This is a genomic window from Saprospiraceae bacterium (genome assembly GCA_026129545.1).
GTDB lineage: Bacteria > Bacteroidota > Bacteroidia > Chitinophagales > Saprospiraceae > M3007.
In genome coordinates this window covers 237,076-256,292 of sequence record JAHCHX010000002.1, presented here as the reverse complement: position 1 = coordinate 256,292, position 19,217 = coordinate 237,076, and the positions used below count along the sequence as shown (strand labels likewise).

At 53.4% G+C, this 19,217-nt stretch carries 13 protein-coding genes; 3 read left to right on the top strand and 10 right to left on the bottom strand.

All coding sequences use genetic code 11. The annotated features are described in order from the left end of the window. Positions 1-67: 67 nt before the first annotated feature. From KIS77_15325 to KIS77_15315, 3 genes are read right to left on the bottom strand one after another with little or no spacing between them, the layout of a single operon-like run. Complete coding sequence (locus tag KIS77_15325; protein ID MCW5923715.1) at positions 68-691, bottom strand: biopolymer transporter ExbD; 624 nt, start codon at positions 689-691, stop codon at positions 68-70. Between the two features lie 41 nt (positions 692-732). Next, positions 733-1,386 carry a biopolymer transporter ExbD gene (locus KIS77_15320; GenBank protein ID MCW5923714.1) on the bottom strand — a complete coding sequence of 218 codons (654 nt, stop codon included), beginning with the start codon at positions 1,384-1,386 and terminating at the stop codon, positions 733-735. An 11-nt stretch (positions 1,387-1,397) separates the two neighbouring features. Beyond that, complete coding sequence (locus KIS77_15315; protein ID MCW5923713.1) at positions 1,398-2,225, bottom strand: MotA/TolQ/ExbB proton channel family protein; 828 nt, start codon at positions 2,223-2,225, stop codon at positions 1,398-1,400. 560 nt (positions 2,226-2,785) lie between these two features. On the opposite strand from KIS77_15315, the gene KIS77_15310 reads away from it, so the two are divergent. From KIS77_15310 to KIS77_15300, 3 genes are all read left to right on the top strand, one after another. Then, complete coding sequence (locus KIS77_15310; protein ID MCW5923712.1) at positions 2,786-3,259, top strand: hypothetical protein; 474 nt, start codon at positions 2,786-2,788, stop codon at positions 3,257-3,259. A 126-nt stretch (positions 3,260-3,385) separates the two neighbouring features. Next, positions 3,386-5,647, top strand: a complete 2,262-nt coding sequence (locus KIS77_15305) for a TonB-dependent receptor (protein MCW5923711.1) — start codon at positions 3,386-3,388, stop codon at positions 5,645-5,647. 161 nt (positions 5,648-5,808) lie between these two features. Next, positions 5,809-6,174: a heavy-metal-associated domain-containing protein gene (locus tag KIS77_15300; GenBank protein ID MCW5923710.1), complete on the top strand. Its 366-nt coding sequence runs from the start codon at positions 5,809-5,811 to the stop codon at positions 6,172-6,174. Between the two features lie 54 nt (positions 6,175-6,228). Here KIS77_15300 and KIS77_15295 read toward each other — a convergent pair whose 3' ends face one another. The 7 genes from KIS77_15295 to purL form a co-directional block, all read right to left on the bottom strand. Further along, positions 6,229-8,187, bottom strand: a complete 1,959-nt coding sequence (locus tag KIS77_15295; protein MCW5923709.1) for a glycosyltransferase family 39 protein — start codon at positions 8,185-8,187, stop codon at positions 6,229-6,231. Positions 8,188-8,406: 219 nt separating this feature from the next. After that, positions 8,407-14,322 carry a gliding motility-associated C-terminal domain-containing protein gene (locus tag KIS77_15290; protein ID MCW5923708.1) on the bottom strand — a complete coding sequence of 1,972 codons (5,916 nt, stop codon included), beginning with the start codon at positions 14,320-14,322 and terminating at the stop codon, positions 8,407-8,409. 169 nt (positions 14,323-14,491) lie between these two features. Continuing rightward, a complete protein-coding gene (locus KIS77_15285; protein ID MCW5923707.1) occupies positions 14,492-14,713 on the bottom strand; it encodes a PspC family transcriptional regulator in 222 nt (73 codons plus the stop codon). Positions 14,714-15,040: 327 nt separating this feature from the next. Beyond that, entirely contained in the window at positions 15,041-16,102 is a 1,062-nt protein-coding gene (locus KIS77_15280) for an AhpC/TSA family protein (protein MCW5923706.1), read from the bottom strand. A gap of 17 nt (positions 16,103-16,119) precedes the next feature. After that, positions 16,120-16,413, bottom strand: a complete 294-nt coding sequence (locus KIS77_15275) for a DUF5615 family PIN-like protein (protein MCW5923705.1) — start codon at positions 16,411-16,413, stop codon at positions 16,120-16,122. A gap of 64 nt (positions 16,414-16,477) precedes the next feature. Next, entirely contained in the window at positions 16,478-16,705 is a 228-nt protein-coding gene (locus KIS77_15270; protein ID MCW5923704.1) for a DUF433 domain-containing protein, read from the bottom strand. 58 nt (positions 16,706-16,763) lie between these two features. Then, positions 16,764-18,986 carry a phosphoribosylformylglycinamidine synthase subunit PurL gene (gene purL / locus KIS77_15265; protein MCW5923703.1) on the bottom strand — a complete coding sequence of 741 codons (2,223 nt, stop codon included), beginning with the start codon at positions 18,984-18,986 and terminating at the stop codon, positions 16,764-16,766. Positions 18,987-19,217: the final 231 nt, after the last annotated feature.

Below are 19,217 nucleotides of genomic sequence, written 5' to 3'. Positions count from 1 at the left end.
TTGAATTTTAAGTTGTTAAAATTGTTTGACGTTGCAAACGGTTGGATTCGGTGGACGGTGGGTGCGCTTATTTGCCACCCGTGGCGGCTTGTATTTGCTCTTCCACGTCGAACTTGAGGCCTGCTGCGGGGTTCTTGATAAAGTCCTTTTCGAGGTCGGAGACATCAAGAATCACATAGTATCTTACTTTGCAGATGGCCATTTCGTCGAGCGCGTCCACCAGATTTTTGTAGCGGGCTTCCTCGGTTGGTTTGATGATGACGTTCAGGAAAGAGCCTTTGCGAGGCTCTTTCGTTTTGAAATCTTCGTAATCTTCCATCCCGAATTGTTGCCTCACTTTTTCCATTTTATCCAAAATGACTTTGCGCAAACCCTCGGCACCGTAGCCGGTAGAATCAAGTTTTGCGTCGGTAATGCCTTCGTACCAATATACCTTGTCATTGGCGCCCAATAGGAGCGTGAGCACTTTCGACTCTTTCACTGGCTCGACATCTTCCTTTTTGACATCCTTCTCGGGCATCACCAAAGCCATTATTTGCGGTTTGGCCAACGTGGTGGTCAGCATGAAAAAGGTGATAAGCAAAAAGGCCAAGTCCACCATGGGGGTCAGGTCAACACGGGTTGACATCTTCTTGGCGCGTTTTTTCCCACCTTTCTTGCCGCCTTTGTCGGCAACTTGCATTTCAGCCATAGTGCTGTTGCTTTTTTAGTGATGAAATAAATGATATCACCTTACTTTTTGGCTTCCATCTTGTTTGGGTCAGCCTCCATGTTGGTGATAAGATTGAATTTGTTGACGTTGATGTCAACGAGGGTGTTGATGACTTTCTGCACGGCCGGGTAGGGCGTTTCTTTGTCCGCTTTCAGCACCATGACGTACTCGTCTTTCACCTTGCCTTCTTGCTTCATCTGAAACTGAGCAAGGCGGGCATTGTGAATCCATTCGGCCAGCTCGCTTTTGTTGACATCCAGCGTATCAATGGGAATGCCCGTCGAGATTTTATCGCGCGAGGCGTTGTCCAAATTTATCCACTGTTTGAGCCGATTGAAGGGCACGCCAAAGCTGCCAGAGATGGAGAACTTGAGTTTCTCTTCTTCCGTCAGTCCCATTCTGTGCCGCTCGTTCAGGTTGTCAATCAAGAGCTTGCGTGTATGCTGACCAGCCATGTCAACGAAAGTTCTGCCGTCGGGTGCAACCATAATGGTGAAAGTACCAACGTCGGGCAGCTTCGTCTCCGAAATGGAGGAGGGCGTGTCAATGACGACTGTTTCTGCGGGCTTCATCTTCGCGGTGAGCATGAAGAATGTGAGCAGGAGAAACGACACGTCGCACATGGCGGTCATGTCAATGGTCGGATTGCCGCGTTTAGGCTTATGTTTTGGCATATCTCAATGAATTAGTGATTTTTGGCAGCAAAGGTTTGGGCAAGGCTGAATCCTGCTTCGTCAATGCTGTAAGTCATGTTGTCAATGCGGCCAGTGAAATAGTTGTAAAAAATGATGGCCAATGCGGAAGTACCGATACCCAATGCTGTGTTGATAAGGGCTTCGGAGATACCTACTGCGAGGGCTGATGCGTCGGGCGCGCCTGCGGTGGCAAGGGCGGCGAACGCGCGAATCATACCAAGCACTGTTCCGAACAGACCGATAAGGGTGGCGACCGATGCCAGCGTGGCCAAGATGTTGAGGTTTTTCTCCAACATCGGCAACTCCAGCGAAGTGGCTTCTTCCACCTCTTTTTGAATAGCCAATACTTTTTGGTCTTTTTCCATGCCGGTCACTTTTTCCATTTCAGCATATTTCGTCAGACCTGCACGCACTACGTTGGCCACAGAACCCTGCTGTTTGTCGCAAGCGGCGATAGCGCCACTGATGTCGCCCCTGTCGAGGAAGCCTTTGATGCTGCGCACAAACACATCTGCTTTGCCTTTGCCGGATGCCGAGCCAAGCGAGATGAATCGCTCAATCACGAACACGACGACGACAAAAAATTGACCTAACAGGATGGGCACTACCCAACCGCCTTTGTAAATCGTGCCGAAGTAGTCGCCCGGTAGCGGGTCGTTGGCTGGGTCATTGTCAACGAAGTGGTGCGGCGCGCCGAATACATACTTGTACACCAATACGGAGGCCACAAAACAAAGGGGAATAGCAATCAAAGGGAAAATCGCGTTGATACCGCCTTTTTGCTGTTGTTTCGCTTGAGTGGTTTTTGCTGCTGTCATGCTGCGTTTAAATTTAAGTTGATGAATGATTTTGTTTGACTGAATCTCCACCACACAGAGACAACAAATTTTTCCACTCACCGCCACACACTTCTTCTTTGCTTCGGCCACTCTGCTTGACTTAGATGCAGGTGCCGGAAAAATTGGTGTGTGGCCAACAAAAAAATGTCAGAGATGGAAAATTTGTTCTTCCGCCGAATGGAGGTTTTTCGTGGCGGTAAAAGTAGTGTAGGGTTTACAATTTCCAACAAAGGCTTTTAGAAATTCATTTTGATTTGACCGTTTTTTGGCAATTTTTGCTTCAAAAACGTCAGGGTTGAGCAAATCTTGAAATAAAATTAAAGTCAAACAACACACTAACACCCTCCAAGCAGGCTTTCAAGAAGATTCTCAACCCTCCCCAAAACTCCCGTCCGTGCCTGTTTTCTTCCCAGTTCGGCATTTCTTTTTTGCAAACACTTGCCAAACCTCGACACTCGTTTTGCCGTTTCAAAAATTGAAAATTATTTTTGCAGCACGTTTTTGGCAAAGCGCTCATCTAAGATGCGCCATTGGGTATAATGTCTCTTCGCACAAAAAAATCGTTCGCTTGGCTTTGGATGGCCGCACTGCTCACCGCTACGATGGGGGTGAGCGTGCAGCAGATTTATTGCTACTGCATGGGTGTCACGACGGTTTCTCTTTTTGTGGCTGAAGATGCTTGCGTCGCTAAAGAACGGGCACAAGTGCCCGATTGCTGCCCCAAGCCCACATCTCGGCCAGCCACCTCTTGCTGCAAGGAAAACGATGGTTGCTCAGCGGAACATGACGGTTGCATGGAGAAATCCACCAAGGTTTTTCAGATGAAAACCGAATTTTTGGTGGACAAGCCTTTCGACAAATCCTTTGATTGCCCCTTGTGGATGGAGCAGATGCCGCTTTTCAAGCGATTCTTCCGTCCTGTTGTTTGCGAGGCGGTGCATATCAACAAGTCTCCTCCTCCCTCTCCCTCTGGGCGCGAGATATGCGTGCGCCATCAAACTTTTCGCTGTTAGTCAGTGTGTCGTAGCGCGGCGATTCCTTGTCCTGCGCCAACTTCTTTTTGTGATGAGGGCAGGTTCGTCCTTGCCCCGATATTTTGTCATCAGCGGCCAGCAATGCCGCGCTTCAACACACTGACAATGAAAAAAATATCTGCCTTGTTAACAGGGCTGTTTTTCGGCATTCAATTTTTACTATCGCAAAATACCAATGCTCAACTGAAGGGCATCGTCACCAACGACCGCGAGGAATTGCTCGTGGGTGCCTCCGTTTTTTGGAAGGACACAAAGGTGGGCGCGGTGACCGACGCGGAAGGGCGGTTTGTGTTGCCTGCTCGCAGAGGGACGGCTACGCTCGTGGTTCAATATGTGGGTCACACACCTGCGGAGGTGCAGGTGCTGCCTTCCGAGAATAATTTGTGGATTGAAATAAGTGGCGTGGAGCAATTGCAGACGGTGACGGTGGCAGCACATAGTTTCGACAACAAAGTGTCCACCCTCGAAACGCGCAACGTGGAGAGCATCAACAGCCATGAGTTGCGCAAGGCGCCGTGCTGCAATCTTTCCGAAAGCTTCGAGACCAATGGCACGGTGGACGTGGTGTATTCCAATGCCCTCACGGGCGTGAAAGAGATTCAGATGCTTGGCCTGCGCGGGGTGTACAGCCAGTTCATGGTCGAAAATCGCCCCACTATGGGGGGCATCGCCACCCCTTTTGCTTTTGAGTACTTGCCCGGCACTTGGCTCCATGGCATCCAGTTGGCCAAAGGGGCAAGCACGGTCAAAAATGGCAATGCGGGCATGACGGGCCAAATCAACGCCGAACTGGTAAAGCCACATTTGGACTATCCTGTTTTTGTCAACGCCTTCACGTCCACCGAAGGGCGTGGCGAGCTGAACGTGCACCTTAACAGCAAAGGCAAAGGCCGAGTCTCCAATGGGCTATTGTTGCACGGCAATTTTGTGGAAAATCGTTGGGACATGAACGACGATAACTTTTACGACGCGCCGAGTCGCCGGCAATTGAATGGTCTCTATCGCTTGTTCTACGAAAGCCCTGCTATGTGTGCTCAATTCAACGTGCATGCGTTGACCGACCGACGGCAAGGCGGCCAAATCAGACCCATCGAAGGCATACCGGGCTTGTTTTCTATTGACCAAAACAATGACCGCGTGGAAGTATGGGGCAAGATGGGCTATGAAGGCATTGGCGGCAAGCCCTACAACCAGCTCGGGAACATGGTGTCAGCCTCATGGCATCGCACCAGTGCCGTTTATGGCCCTAACAGGTATGAGGCCTCCCAACAAGCATTCTACTGGCAGACACTCTATCAGACCATCATCAGCACTACCGACCACCAAATCACGGTCGCGCCTTCCTTCCAATACGACGATATTCGGGAAACGGTGAACGAGGGCGACCTCGCTCGCCGCGAAGCAGTGCCCGGCGCTATGGTGGAGTACGCCTACAGCCGTCCGAACCTGACGCTCGAAATGCCCGACTTGGTCATCGTGTTGGGCGCTCGGGCTGATTGGAACACGCGCTTCGACCAGTTGCTGTTCACGCCTCGTCTTAGCGCCAAGTACAATTTCTCGCACAACAGCGTCCTTCGCCTTTCGGCTGGGCGAGGGTTTCGGTCGGCCAACCTCATGGCCGAGAACATCAGCCTGCTAGCCAGCAACCGCACCCTCACATTCATGCCGCCCAACGGTGTGAGCCTGCAAAACTGGGGCTTGGAAGAGGCTTGGAACTATGGACTGAATTTTACGCAGAACTTCACGGTGGCTCGCCGCGACGCGAGCTTTAGCCTCGACCTGTATCGCACGGATTTTGTGCGGCAAATTCTGGTGGATGTGGACCAATCGCCTACCGAGGTTTTTTTCTACAACGTGGATGGGGCTTCATTTTCCAATAGCTTGCTGGCTATGTTGCAATACACGCCTCTTAAAGGGCTGGATGTGAAATTGGCCTATAAATGGAATCAGGTGGAAGCGACGTTCTCCGACGGAGTCTTGCGCACCCTGCCCTTGGTGGCAAAGCATCGCGGTATGGTCACGTTGGACTACACCACTCCCAACAAATTGTGGATGTTCAACACCCGGGTGCAGATAGTAGGGCCACAACGTTTGCCCGACAATTCGCTCATCCCGCACCAATACACCCACGATTTCCCGGAGAGCAGTCCGACCTACGCGATTTGGAACCTGCAAGTGACCCGGCGATTTGGGAAAAAAATCGAATTCTACGTCGGCGGGGAGAATCTCAACGGCTTCCAACAGCACCACGCCATCATCGCCGCCAACGAACCCAACAGCCCCTATTTCAATGGCTCACAGGTCTTCGCCCCGATTATGGGGCAAGTAGGGTATTTGGGCGTGCGTTTCGCCCCGAACGGGCTGTGAAAACAGGATGTCTCACAAGTTCAAATTTCGACAGGATTAACAAGATTTACAGGTTTTTTCCAAAAATAAGGATGCAAATCCTGTAAATCTTGTTAATCCTGTCAACCACTATTACTTGTGAGACATTCTCTCACTTAACCACAACACAAACATTTTACAGCATGAAATACGGAATTTTGTTCAGCATTTTCTTCCTCTTCAACCTTCAAGGCATTCAAAGTCAAGTGCCTGCCGAAAATCAAACTCAAGCCCCTGTGGCTACCATGACCACCAAATTCAAAGTGTATGGCAACTGTGGCATGTGCAAAAAACGCATCGAGAAGGCCGCAAAAGTGGAGGGCGTGTCTTTGGCCGATTGGGATGAGGCTACTCAGATGCTTACCGTCGTTTTTGAGCCGAGCAAAGTGACACCGCGCCAGTTGCACAAGGCTGTGGCGGCGGTCGGTCACGACACCGATAAAGAGCGGGCAAGCGATGAGGTGTATGAAAACCTGCACGGCTGCTGCCAATACGAACGTCGGCAATAAGCGCTTTGCCAACGAACGGTTGCTTGTGGGGCTTGATTTCGTTGTGCCGCCCAATCAGAGTAGCGTCACCTTCAAGTCGTCAAGCCTGACATCCGCGCCGTCGGGGTTCCAGAGGTAACATTTCAGTTCCTGCCCCGGCGGCGCGTTTGTTGGAAATTCAAACATTGCCTGATAGGGTGTCCATTGGTCTGGTTTTTCCAGAATGATGGTGTGGCTCGCATAAAAAGAGACCTTTCCCCCACCTTCCAGCGTGGCGACAAGAAACATCCTTTCTCCTTTTTTGGCGGTCGATAATTTTGCTTCAAACAAAAGTCGCCGCACGGCGAGTGGCTCCCGTGAATAGGAAAAGCCGGGGCCAAATTCGATGTCGCTCTTAAGCCTCCCCACCACATTGTCGCCCTCCGGTTCCGTTGGCACGCTTGTGTTCCACCCGGGGGATTGGCCGCCCGGCTCAAAATCGAGCGTGCTTTCCAAAAGAAAATGGTGAATGTCGAGTATTTTTTTCAGGCTGCCTCCCTCTCCCTGTGGGTTGTATCGGAAAATAGAAATGCGCCCGTTGCCCCCCACCCGTTCGAGTTGATGCAACAGCGGGGGATAACTTGAAATGAGTTCAGAGGGGAGAAAAATGTCCTGAATCACGATGAAATCAAAATCCAGTCGCAGCGCCTTCTCTATGTCCTCCGGTCTGGTGGCAAGCAGGGTGTGCCCCATTCTGTTCAAATGAATGAGCGGGATGTTGGTGGAGTGTGCATCCATCACCAAAAGCCGGGCATCCCGGGCGATGCCGAGCGAATCGAGCAACTGCTCGGCACCGATGAAGTTTTTTCGCGTCGTTTCGCCCCAATTGGCGGGAGAATCGGCGTATTTCATTTGTTGCACTTGTTTCGATTCGAGTATTCCCCACCCAAGGCACAGCGCAGCCGTTGCGCCAAACAATATCCGCGACGACACTCGCTCAAAGGGCACACAGAGCAAGCCCGCTACCAGCCACAACACCACGCCAGGATAAAGGCTGTCCATAAAATAGTACTCGTGGTCAACGTATTGCCGAGCCATCAGGACGAGATATAGCGTGCCTCCTGCCAAGGCGAGGCCACTTTGCAACAATATGTGCCGTGTCAACCGTTCCGCGTGGCGCTTGCCAAGTTCCCAAACCAAAAAGAACGTCGCTATTGCCAACAGCGCATAGTGGCCTATCCCAAATAGTTGGAACGTCCACCGTTCGGCGAGCGAGCCGATGATGCCCTGAAGTTCTGCCCAATCACTCGCCGGGAGCAGCTTCCCCAAAAACTGCGAGCCATACACACGCGCCAACCACCACTTGTAAAGATTGGCAGCCACCAGCGCCATGTATGCCATTCCGAACGCGATGGCTTCCGTCCGCACTATTTTTCTGTCTTGAAACCACCGCACACCTTGTTGGAGCAATACCGCGAACAGGTAGATATTGAAAGGCGAACGCGAGAGCGCCGCCACCGTCAGCCACCCTATTGCCCAATAAAAATCGCTGGCTTGTCGCGCTCTGAGGTATTTGAAATAAAAATAGTAGGCTATCATGACTGCGGCGAAACTCGTGGCTGAGGGAATGAAGCCTGCTTGATAGTAAGTGATGATAGGGCAGGTGAAAACAAACAGCGCGGCGACATATCCTTTGAAGTGCGAGTGGCTCGCCTCGCGCGTCGTTCGGTACAAATACCAGCAGCCCAATATGGAAAACAGCAGCGCGTAAACCCGAAACAGCGCGGGTTTTTTGCTTCCCGACAGATACATCAACACGCCCACGAGGTAGTCGTGCAGAGGCATATCCACCGCGGTGATGCCATCCTTCGTTTGCAAATTGAACGTGCGCGGCTTGAAAAGATTAAGCCCCGTTTCGGCGAATTTGATTGCCAGCGCGTAGCGGTCGCCCTGCGTCCAAGCGTGAATGTGCGAGGGCCAGAAAGTGATGGTTTTATGATAAAAGAAAAGGCTGAGTGTCGCCAGCAACGCCACGAACACACAATTGGGAAGCAAATGCCTTGCGCGATTGGGCAGGTATTTCACCCGGTAAAACTAAGCACACTAAACAACACGCGCATAAGCACATCGGCAAAATTAGTTTGTGTGAGTGGGGGCTTGAGCCTTTTTAGCCGGTGGTCTTCAAGCACTTATCGAGGTGGTGATTTCAAATCACCGCCTGAATAAGCACACACAATCAGCGCAACCTATCCTAAACCTCAAATTCCCACATGCTCAACGCAGCAATCCCACATCCCCTTTTCGCTGCCTCGATTCGCCATCGCAGCCCCCCGTGAGCAGCCACGCATACACGTCGGAGGGAGCGGGCTTGCCGTTGATGGTGCCGTCCCACTCGGCGTTGATGCCGGAGCCTTCCCATACTTTTTGCCCCCAACGGTCATACACCGTTAGCGTGCGCACGTCGGCGAGATTTTCCATTGGCACGATGCGGAACACATCGTTCACCCCGTCGCCATTAGGGGTGAAAGCCGTCGGAATCACCAATTTCTCAAAATCGCAAAATAGCACCCGATATGTCACGCTCACCGAACAGCCGTTTGGGTCAGCCAGCGTGAGCAGATAAATGGTGGAAGTATCGGGTTTTGCCAAAGGGGCGGGACAATCGGCACAGCTCAGCCCCGCCGATGGGGTCCAAGTGTAAGAGACAAACCCCGTGGGTGCTTGCAACTCTACCGCCTCTCCCGCACTGATGACGAATGAATCCTGTACGGTCGGTAGTTCGATTTCGGGCAATACCTCCACCGCGACGCAGTGGGTGCTATCGCAGCCTATCGAAGTGGTATAACTTCGGCAAACCTGCCCGCTCGTGGTGAACAGGGAATCCAGCACGACCACCGAGTCGCCTTTGCAAATCAGGCGATTGTCAAAAGTCTCGTTCGGATACACAACCAGCCGCAGATAAGAGACACTGTCGCAGCCATTGGTGTTTTTCAATTCCTGTTTGTAAAAACCCGGTTGGTCGGTCAAGGCGCCGAACACGTTCACCGGGCTGCCTAGGCAAGTGACCAAACTGCCGAGGTCGAGGCTGTCTTTTTTAAAAACGGTGACGTTGACTTGGCCCGAACCCGTGCAGCCGCCATTGAAGGTGATGGTCACGCTATACGTTGCGCTTTGGTTGGGCTGAATGATTTGGACAGGGGCCGTCGGATTTGACAGCCCCGGGCCGCTCCATTGGTAGGTGCCGCCCGGCGCGGGTTCGAGTTTCACGGTTTCTCCTTGACAAATGGTCTGGTCGGGGGCATCCCAGTTCAGTTCGCCGCCAAATTCCAGTTCAAATCGGTATTCCACCGTACAGTTCGGCGTTTTTTCCTCCAAAACAAGCGTCACCACCTCGCCGGGCTGCACGTCGGGGCCGGGCGCGAACACTGTTCGGGCGCAGTTGGAGCAGGAGATGTTGCTTGGCGTGAGCCAAGTGTAGGTATTGCCACTCACGCTGTCCACGCCAATAGGTGCCGTGACGACCTCGCAAAATCGGACGGGCGAGCGCACGACGGGCATGGCGTTCAGCGGGATGGTCTTGTCGGCACAGGCGCAGTTGGCTGCCGCCGGGATGAAAGCAAGCAGCCTGCACAGCGCGGAAGAGGGCAGGTTCAAGGAGCTCGCGATGGGCATGGAAGCGCCGGGCGCAAGGCTCGCATTGGGCGAGATGGTGGCGACCAACGGCTCGTTCGAGTCTATTTGACCATTTCCGTTTTGGTCGAGGTACAATTGGACGACGGGATTGAAAGCCGCGCCGCCGCCCTCGTTGAGCAGGTTGGCCTCGAAGGAGAAGGTGTTGCCATTGAGCGTTGTTTCGATGTTTTGCAACAACAAATCGGGGTTTTTCGCTTTCAAAAAAAGCAACGACTCGCCTGTGGCGATATACACCGCGCAGTTCTGATTGATAAGCGGACAGAAGACCGAGATGCGCTCGCGGGCTTGCAGCAGCACAGCTTGGTCGGCGCATCCGGCAGCATCGTCGTAGCGAATGGCGAAAGTGAATTTTACCGTCGCGTTGTCGGGCAAATTGGCGGGGAAGGGCAATCGAAGCACGTTGCCAACCACCTGTGGCGGCCCGGCGGGCGCGTTTTGCCCCGGCAAGTATGAGCCACTCAAAAAGGAAACCCCTGCCGGAAGCACGACATAGATACTGTCGCCCGGGTTGGGTTTGCCGTCCAGCACGAGGGTGGCCGATAGGGTGGAGTTTTCGCCACATGCTGTGCCGTCTTGCACGGTGGCATATTGAAGGGTGGCCGTCAAGTCGTAGGAAGGGCCGTAGCCTTCCAGTTGGATGGGGGCGCCTGGCTTGCGCAGCAGATTCGACGTGGCACCGCACGACAGGGCGCCATCGGCACCATAGACGGGGCGCGTGTTGGCGACGAAACCACACTCGGCCTGTACCCGAAAACGGATGCGTAGCGCATTGTTGGGTTCATCGTCAATGCTTTGCAACCCACTCGCGGCAAGGTTGGGAGAGGCATCGTCGGGTGTCCATTGCCACACATTGCCGGGGAGCGCGACGGGGTCGTCGAGATTGGCAAAAGGGCTGCCGGCAGGGTAGGAGAGCCGCGAGGAGTTGGGCACCACGCTGAGGCCGGCTGGCAGTTTCACGGAGCCAAGCACACCAAATGCGATGCCTTCGTTGGCGTTGTAAATTTCAAATTCAAAAATGTTGGAAGGGGCGCACATTGGCACGTCGGTGGGCTGTGCCAACACCACGAGTTCGAGCTCGGGGAACAGTGGGCGTATCTCCACTATTTTTTCTGCAGTACCGCAAGGGGCGGCAAAGGGGCTGGTCACGGGAGCGCAATCCCACCCGTACCGTATGGTAGCGATGACTGGCTCGCAGATTTTGAGTTGGCCTCTGAGCTGGAAATTGAGTTCGCCAAAGGGCAATAGTTCGCCCACTTGGAACACTCCTCCGATGGACGGTATGATTTGTTGTTGCGGCAGGAGCACAAGTTCAAGGCCCGTCAAGTCGCCCGATGTCTCAAAGCGCAGCCAAGTGTTGTGGGAAGCATTGGGGGAGCCGTTGTTCAACTTTAAACTTAGGTTGAGCACATCGCCGGGCGTGGTGACGATGTTGGCTGCTGGCGTGAGGTTAAGTTTGGGTTGGCCGCTGAGGTAGGCAAATGGATTGCCGATTTCCCCTGTGAAAGGGTCGGGCCAGTGGAAGCCGTTGCTGAAATAGCGCGTGGTGAGGCGTGTCAGCGCGAACAAATCGCTATCGAATTTGCAGTTTTGCCTGAACAACAGGCTCGACTCCAACGCAAAGCCTTCGTCTATCGGCTCCGCGAAAAAGGGCTGAAAATTGAGGCTCAGGATGTTGTTGGCGATGCTTGGCGGCAACGACTGATTGCCGAAAAGCGATATGCCTTCCTGCATATTGAAAAAGTTGAGCCTCGCCTCCAAAAGCGAAACGCTGGAAGGCAGGCTGTGCTGAAAATCGAGAATGGAGGATAGGCGGCGCACCTCATAAGGGAACAAATTGGCGCGAGCGATGCGGATGGAGTAGCGAAAAGGCGACAGCTCGGACGACGTGCCGCAGGCTTCTATTTTGTGGATGGGTGCAATGAACCGTTCGATATAACCCGAGTATTGGCGCAACAGAGGGGGGAAACACCCGTCCAGTTTCCAAGCGATGAGGTTCCGAATCCCGCAGATGGTGTTTCGGAAGTTGACAAGTGGCGGGTCGTTGGAGGCTGGTGGCGTGAAATTGGTCGCCACCTTGAAGTCGTTGGTAAGAATCAATGAATCGCCCGAATGAAGTAACAGGTTTTGGGGGATGCACCCCGTTGCGGCGAGCAGCGGCAAGTCAATGACGAATTCATGGAACATGCTTGTCAGTTCGTCGTACACCTGTTCGGGTCGGATGTTGGGTTCCGCTATCTTGACGTAGTGGCGGTCTGAAATCACAGCGGCTTGCTCGATGGGGCAGGTATATTGTTGGCCAGTGGAGGTGATTTTTAGCACTAGCGAGCCATTGAGGTAACTCAGCGCGTCGGCACTTGTCATGTTGTTTTTGGCGGCCAAAATGTCGAATCCATCGCCGCCGTCGAGGCCAAAGTCGCTTTGCCACACTTCGTTGAATAGCCTGAAAGAAACCGCGGAGATGCTGGCCCCCACGACCACGCCGCGCGTGACGGTGCGCATCGTGTCGCCCGGCAAAAAACGGTCGAGGCGGATGAGCGGGGAATTGGCCGTGTTCAGGTTGTCGGCCTTGCGGTCGTCGTTGTCGTCTTGAAGTCCTTTGTTTATGCGCCAAGAGTCAAATTCCGTTGGAAAGTAGTTTTCGCTCATGCCGCCGCCCACGCATCTGGGGTCTTCGCAGCCACAGTTCAATATCAGGGGGTATTCGTCGCAGACCGATATGCCGCAGTTCGCGTTCGCGTTTGGAGAAGTGGTTAGGAAGGTGACGGCGTTCACTTTTTGCACGCAAGGCAGGCAGCCTTCCTTAGTGGGATAAATGGTAAAATCGCTCCCGCTGTTGGGTGTGGAGGGTAGGGAGGATTCGTAAGCGGTGGGGTCTAAGCAGAAGTTGCGCAGGCAGATTTTGCCGAACACCGAATCCTGCGACATGGGCAGTTGAAAGGTTAGATTGACGGTGGTCAATGTATTGGGAAACGTGTCAATCGTCATCGCCATCGGCATTTGCCCATCAAGTATCGGGACGCACGAAGGTTCCCAAAACAATCCCCACGGCAGGGCCAGCTGCACACGCAAGAAACCCGTGAAGTTGAGCAGTTGGTTCGATTTTACCCAGTAGTCAAACTCATAGGCTTGGTCGTTTTCCAAACAAACGCCGATGTCGAAATAGATTCGGGATTCCAAGTTGAGTGCCTCTTGGTCGGGGAAAATGCCAAAAGAGCCAGTGGACAATTGGCCCACCGGGCAGACCCTTTTGTAAGAATAGGCGCATTGCAGCCCGGGTATCTCCGTGAAGCAGACATACTGACAAAAAGCCGTCTCGAATCGCACCCGAAGCGTGTCGCCCGGCAGGATGGATGGCAGGGTGATGGCCGCGTAGCGTTGCATGGTGTCAATGTCGCAATTGGCGAGCATCGTGCTGACGGTGTTGTTCGCCGCGACGGGTTGCCAGCCGCCGCCGTCGTTCCACTCAAACGTGCCGGGCACGATGCCCAGTCGGACACTGTCCATCGTGTTGATGTCCAGATTGATATCTTCGGCGATTGCGTTTCCGACGTTGATGATGAGGAATTCTTGCACCGAGAAGATATCGCCGCAGTTACTCAAAGGCGGCCCATAGTTCGGCACGAACAACAACAGTGGGTTTTGGTTGGACGGCAAGAATTTTACTTCCGCCGTCGTGGAGTCTGCCTGACAGGAAGTGCCGTCGCAGCCCCAATCCAACGTAATCGTGGATTTCGAGATTTTCTCTGGCACGCCGCAGTCCTTTAAGGTGATGAGTTCCGTGAAAGTGATGGTTTCGTTGAACTCAAACAAATCGTCGCCATCGCCGAAGGCGGTAAAATACGAACCCGGCACGGTGGCTTGAAACAGATTGGGCGCGTTTTGTCCGCCGATGCCCGCCAACGTAATGTCCATGCCGCCCTGATGTTGGTCAACAAATCGCAAAGAGCGAATGGCTCCTTGCCGGGTGTTGCGCACCGACACCGTTCGGGTCAGCACATTGCCTGCCTGTCCCGATTGTGACACGGGGTTGATGGAGGTGATGAAAAGCAGGCCTGTCTCCACCGCATAAAAGTCGGTGGTCAGCTGTTGGCTTCCCCCTGCGTAAGTGACAGCGATGGTGTTGGCAAATTGCCCCCCGCTATTGATGGTGCCGATTAGGCTACAGCTGGCTTTTATCGTCACGGTGAAACTGAGCGACGCGCCGACGTTCAAATCCGTGGTGGCGAGTTTGGGCGCGCCAAGGTTTGAGAGGTCGGATTCCGATGCGCCACTGGCTGAGCCGGGCAAGTATTCGATGCCATTGGGCAAGGTAAGGGTGACGAGCAGCCCCGTCAGCGGAGCGGTGGAGGTGTTTTGCAGCGTCACTTTCAGCGAGTCGGTGCCGCAGACATGCAAGCTGCTTGGGTTTTGGTAGGCGATGGAAAGGTTTTGGGAAAAAACGTGGCCGAAACAGGCACAGAAAAGGAAGACGAATAAAAAGCGAGTAAATGTCGGCATGGGTGATTGTCCTCGTTTTGAGAGATGAAATGATTTGGCGCAACCAAGTTACGCAAGGAGGGGCAATGCAGACAAACGAATTCGTAAAGTGTCGGGAAAAAGCTGTGAAAGTGCCTTCTGGGTGTGTGAGTGCGGATTCGGAGGCTGTGAAGAGGTCGAATTTTTCGCCTTACTCCCACATCACATTTTTGCCTCGGCGAATGTGGCGGCGAATGTTGACCCAAAAAGCGATGAAAAGGTAAACGATGAGCGGCGACCCCATTCCGATAAAAGAGGTGTAGATGAAATACTTGCGCACCTCGCCGGGCGCGACGCGCATTTTCTCGCCGAGATATTGGCACACACCGAAAGCGTGCCGCTCTACCAAGTCTTTGAGCCAGTGTTGGAGCATGGGCGGGATGGTTTTGAAAAGCCGGACAAAAGTAACGAACTTCTATTAGTCTGCGCAAGGGGTATGTGAATGCTTGTTCAACGGATTTCAAACGAGTGCGTTTTGGCATTGTTATTGGCAACCCTGCCTTGCTCCCCCATTACCTAATCGCTCAACGATTCCAAACGTATGCTAATCCTTGTAGTTGCCCTCGGCCTCTTTATCATGGGAGGCGGGCTGATTTCGCTTACCGACGCGCTCTCAAAGCGTCTTTGATTTCCCGGTCAAAAAAACAAAACCCGCTCCGACGTGTGTCGAGGCGGGTTTTTTTGTATGCAAAAACGCGTGTCACAGCACTTTCAGCAGCTCCTGCTCCAGCGTGTTGCGGGGGTCAATTGCCACGATTTTCCCATCGCGCCCGATGAGAAATGTCTTGGGAATGCCGCGAACGCCATAAACGGCCGCCGGGGCGCTGTTCCAGTATTGGAGGTCGCTCACATGGTTGTCCCACACGAGGCCGTCCTGTTTGATGGCTTGCACCCATTTTTCTTTTCCATCCTGCTTGTCGAGCGACACGCTGAACACGTCGAAGCCCTTGTCTTTGTATTTGTGATACACTTCCACGACGTGGGGGTTGGCCCTGCGGCAGGGGCCGCACCAAGAGGCCCAGAAGTCGAGCAGCACGATTTTCCCTTGCAGCGAGGAAAGCGAGCGCACCTTCCCGTCGGGGCCAGGCAAGCTGATGTCGGGGGCGGGTTGGCCTACTTTTATCACTTCGCTGGCTTGCTGTTGTGCCACTTGGTTCTGGATGGAGCCGACCATGCTCGCATAGTCGGTCGCGTATTTGGAGCCGGGCATATAAGCGTTGAGTGCCTCCGAAGAGGATTTGAAATCGTCCATGAAAGACGCGGCGTTGTTGCCAAGGAATGAGGAGACCAAGATGGCCTTCATCAGCGGGTTGCAGCCCTTGTTGACGGCGGCCCGGGCTTCCTCTGGTGTCTTGAACTGGTTTTTGTAGGCATCCTTGATGATGTTGGCGTAGCAAGCGAAGGTCTCGGAGCCGCTCACCTCCATTTCCATGCGGTCAATGGTGTTGATGTCGCCTTTGATAGTCACCGTTTTCTCGCTGCCGTCGAGCAGGAAAAAGGTGCGTTTGGCCCCGATGGTGAGGCGATAAAGCCCTTGTTCAAAGGGCTTTTCGTTTTTGATTTCAAAATTGCCCTTCGAGTCGCAAGCGGCTTTGCCAATGGCGACGTTGGTGCGGTCGAAATGCGCTTGTTCCAACACCACTTGCAGGTTGGCAGCGCCCTCGATGGTGCCTTTGATGGCGTGGCCACTTTGGCCATTGCAAGCATAGATGACCGCCAACGCGGGCAGGACGAAAAGAAGAAGTGATTTTATTTTTTTCATTTTTGAAAAGCAAAATTTCAGTCAATGATGTGTATGAAGTTGTGTCCGACTTCTATGAAACAAATTTTCTTCGAGAATGAAGTCTGCAAAAAAGCAAGATGCGCGGAAAGTATGGCGATGGTCTGATGAGTTGACAAATTACCAAGCGCGATTTTCAACAATTTTCGGGGTGTTTTTTTCAAAAAAAGACTGGCTTGGAAATCGGCATTTTTGGTCACGACTACGAAATCATGTTGGTCAGCGTAAGAACAAACATCTTTATCGGGCGTGTGCCAATTTTGCAAAATCGTATTGACACGGATTGCCTTGATGCCGTTCTGTTCAAAAAAAAACGAACAACCTTGTAGGAATTATGAACATCGCAAAGGACTCGCATCAGGCGGCCTGCTTGAATGATTTACCCGATACCAACAACTTGGCGTAATTCAAACTGGCGATGATGTCTTCTCGCGCCAATTCGGGATGGTCTTCCAAAATTTCCTCAAAAGTCATTTCAGAGCCGACCATGTCCAATATGACTTCCACTGGCCAGCGCATCCCTCGGATACAGGGTTTGCCATGGCAAATTTCAGGGTCAATGGTGATGCGTTCCAGATATTCCATGTGGCGAATTTTGCTGCAAAAATAAGATGGTTTTGAGCAAACAAACATTCATCATTCGTCACTCATCGTTCATCATTCTTCCCAAAACCGTGTCGTAGGTGCGCTTCCACGTCGAAACGTTGCCCCAGTCCTCGCCATCTATCACCACATTTCGACCAGCGACCGTGCCGAGCGCCTCGAACGGCGTTTTTTCAGCCTGTAGAAAACGCTCGAACGCGGCGGCTTGTTCTGTCCGCACCGTGACAATGACGCGACTTTGCGACTCGCCGAACAACCATGCGTCCTTGCGAACCGCAGGGTTCGATTTCACCTCAAAGCCCAGCTCGCGCGGCATCGCCTTTTCCAACAAAGCCGTGAACAGCCCGCCGTCTGAAACATCATGCGCCGACTCCACCAAATGACTTTTAATGACCTCTCTAATGACTTTTTGAATTCCAAATTCCTCTTCCAAATCGAAATGCGGGCAGGGGCTGTATGCTTCTCCGAGCACAAAACGCAGGTATTCGCTGCTGCCCAAGCCGTTGCGGCTTGTGCCGACGAGGTAGATTTTGTCGCCCTCGTTTTTGAAGTCAAGCGTCATCAGTTGCTCGTAATCGTCAAGGATGCCGAGCATCCCAATCGTCGGGGTAGGATAGACGGGGATGGTTTTGCCGTTGTGCGAGTATTGGTTGTAAAAACTCACGTTGCCGCCAGTGACGGGGGTCTCAAACTTGCGGCAAGCGTCGCCCATGCCCCGAATGGCGTTGGCGAATTGGTAATACACCTCAGGGTCGTAGGGATTGCCGAAGTTCAGGCAGTTGGTGATGGCCACCGGCTCGCCGCCGGCACACACGATGTTTCGAGCCGCCTCTGCGACGGCTATCATGCCGCCTTTGTAAGGGTCGGCATACACATAGGCCGAGTTGCAGTCGGTGGTAAGGGCGAGGGCTTTGCGCGTGCCTTTCACATACACGATGGCCGCGTCGCTTGGGCGATTGGTCGTCATCGTGCCAGTGCGCACCATCGAGTCGTATTGCTGCGTAATCCAGTTTTTGGAGGCGAGGTTCGGTGCGTTCCAGAGTTTTTGAGCGGCTGATTTAAAATCGGAAGGCTGCGATATTTTGTCATCCTGAAAGGACCTGATTTCCTTGAAATACGTCGGCTCTTTTTGCTCCCGCACATACACGGGGGCGCCGCCGCCCAGCACCAGCGATTCGGCGGGAACGTCCGCGACTTTTTCTCCATGATAAAAGTATTCGAGCCGTCCGCCCGCCGTCGTCTCACCGATATGTTCGCAGGGCAAATCCCATTTGTCAAAAACGGCTTTGATTTTCTCCTCTTGGCCGGGTTTGCACACAATGAGCATTCGCTCCTGACTTTCGGAAAGCAGTATTTCCCAATCCTTCATGTTGGCTTGGCGGGTAGGCACCTTTGAAAGGTCAATGCGCATGCCGCAGCCTGCTTTGGCGCTCATTTCGGAGGTGGAGCAAGTGATGCCCGCCGCTCCCATGTCCTGCATACCGACGATGGCGCCGGTTTGGATGGCCTCGAGGCTGGCTTCGAGCAATAGTTTTTCCTGAAACGGGTCGCCCACTTGCACGGCTGGCAAATCTTCATGCGAGTCAGCCGACAAATCCGCGCTGGCGAAAGTCGCGCCGTGAATGCCGTCTTTGCCGGTGGCCGAGCCGACGATGAACACCGGGTTGCCGGGGCCGCCCGCCGTGGCGCTCACGGTCTCGCCTGCCTTCACGATGCCTGCCGACATGGCGTTGACCAAAATATCGTGGTGGTAGCAGTCCATGAAATACACCTCGCCGCCGACGGTCGGCACGCCGAAGCAGTTGCCGTAGTCGCCGATGCCTTTCACCACGCCGGCCACGAGGCGTCGCATACGCGGGTTGTCGGGCGGGCCGAATCGGAGGCTGTTGAGCGCCGCTATGGGTCGTGCGCCCATCGTGAAAATATCGCGGTGGATGCCGCCCACGCCCGTCGCCGCGCCTTGATATGGCTCGATGGCGGAGGGGTGGTTGTGGCTTTCGATTTTGAACGCGCAGCCGAGGCCGTCGCCGATGTCCACGAGACCCGCATTTTCCTCGCCTGCGCCGACGAGGAGGCGTTTGCCGCTTCGCGGGAGGGTTTTAAGTTGCAGAATGGAGTTTTTGTAGGAGCAATGCTCGCTCCACATCACCGAGTAGATGCTGAGTTCGGTGAAATTGGGGACGCGCCCCAGGACTTTCTTGATTTTTTCAAATTCATCGGCAGTGAGGCCGAGGCTTTTGGCGGTTTCAACGGTGACGTCCATTATTGATTGCGGATTGCAGAGAGACAAGGGTTGTTTTTCTTTTTTGACAGGATTTACCAGCTATTCTCGGTTTGTAAGAGGTGTCGTCTTTTGAGGAACGAAAAAGGTGACACCTCGGCCTGCTTTTGAGATGTCACCCCTCTATGCTTCCGGGATGACACCTCAGAACCCGACAAAGCGAGAATCGCTGAGGATGTACATGATATGCAGGATAAATCTCTTCAAAACAGG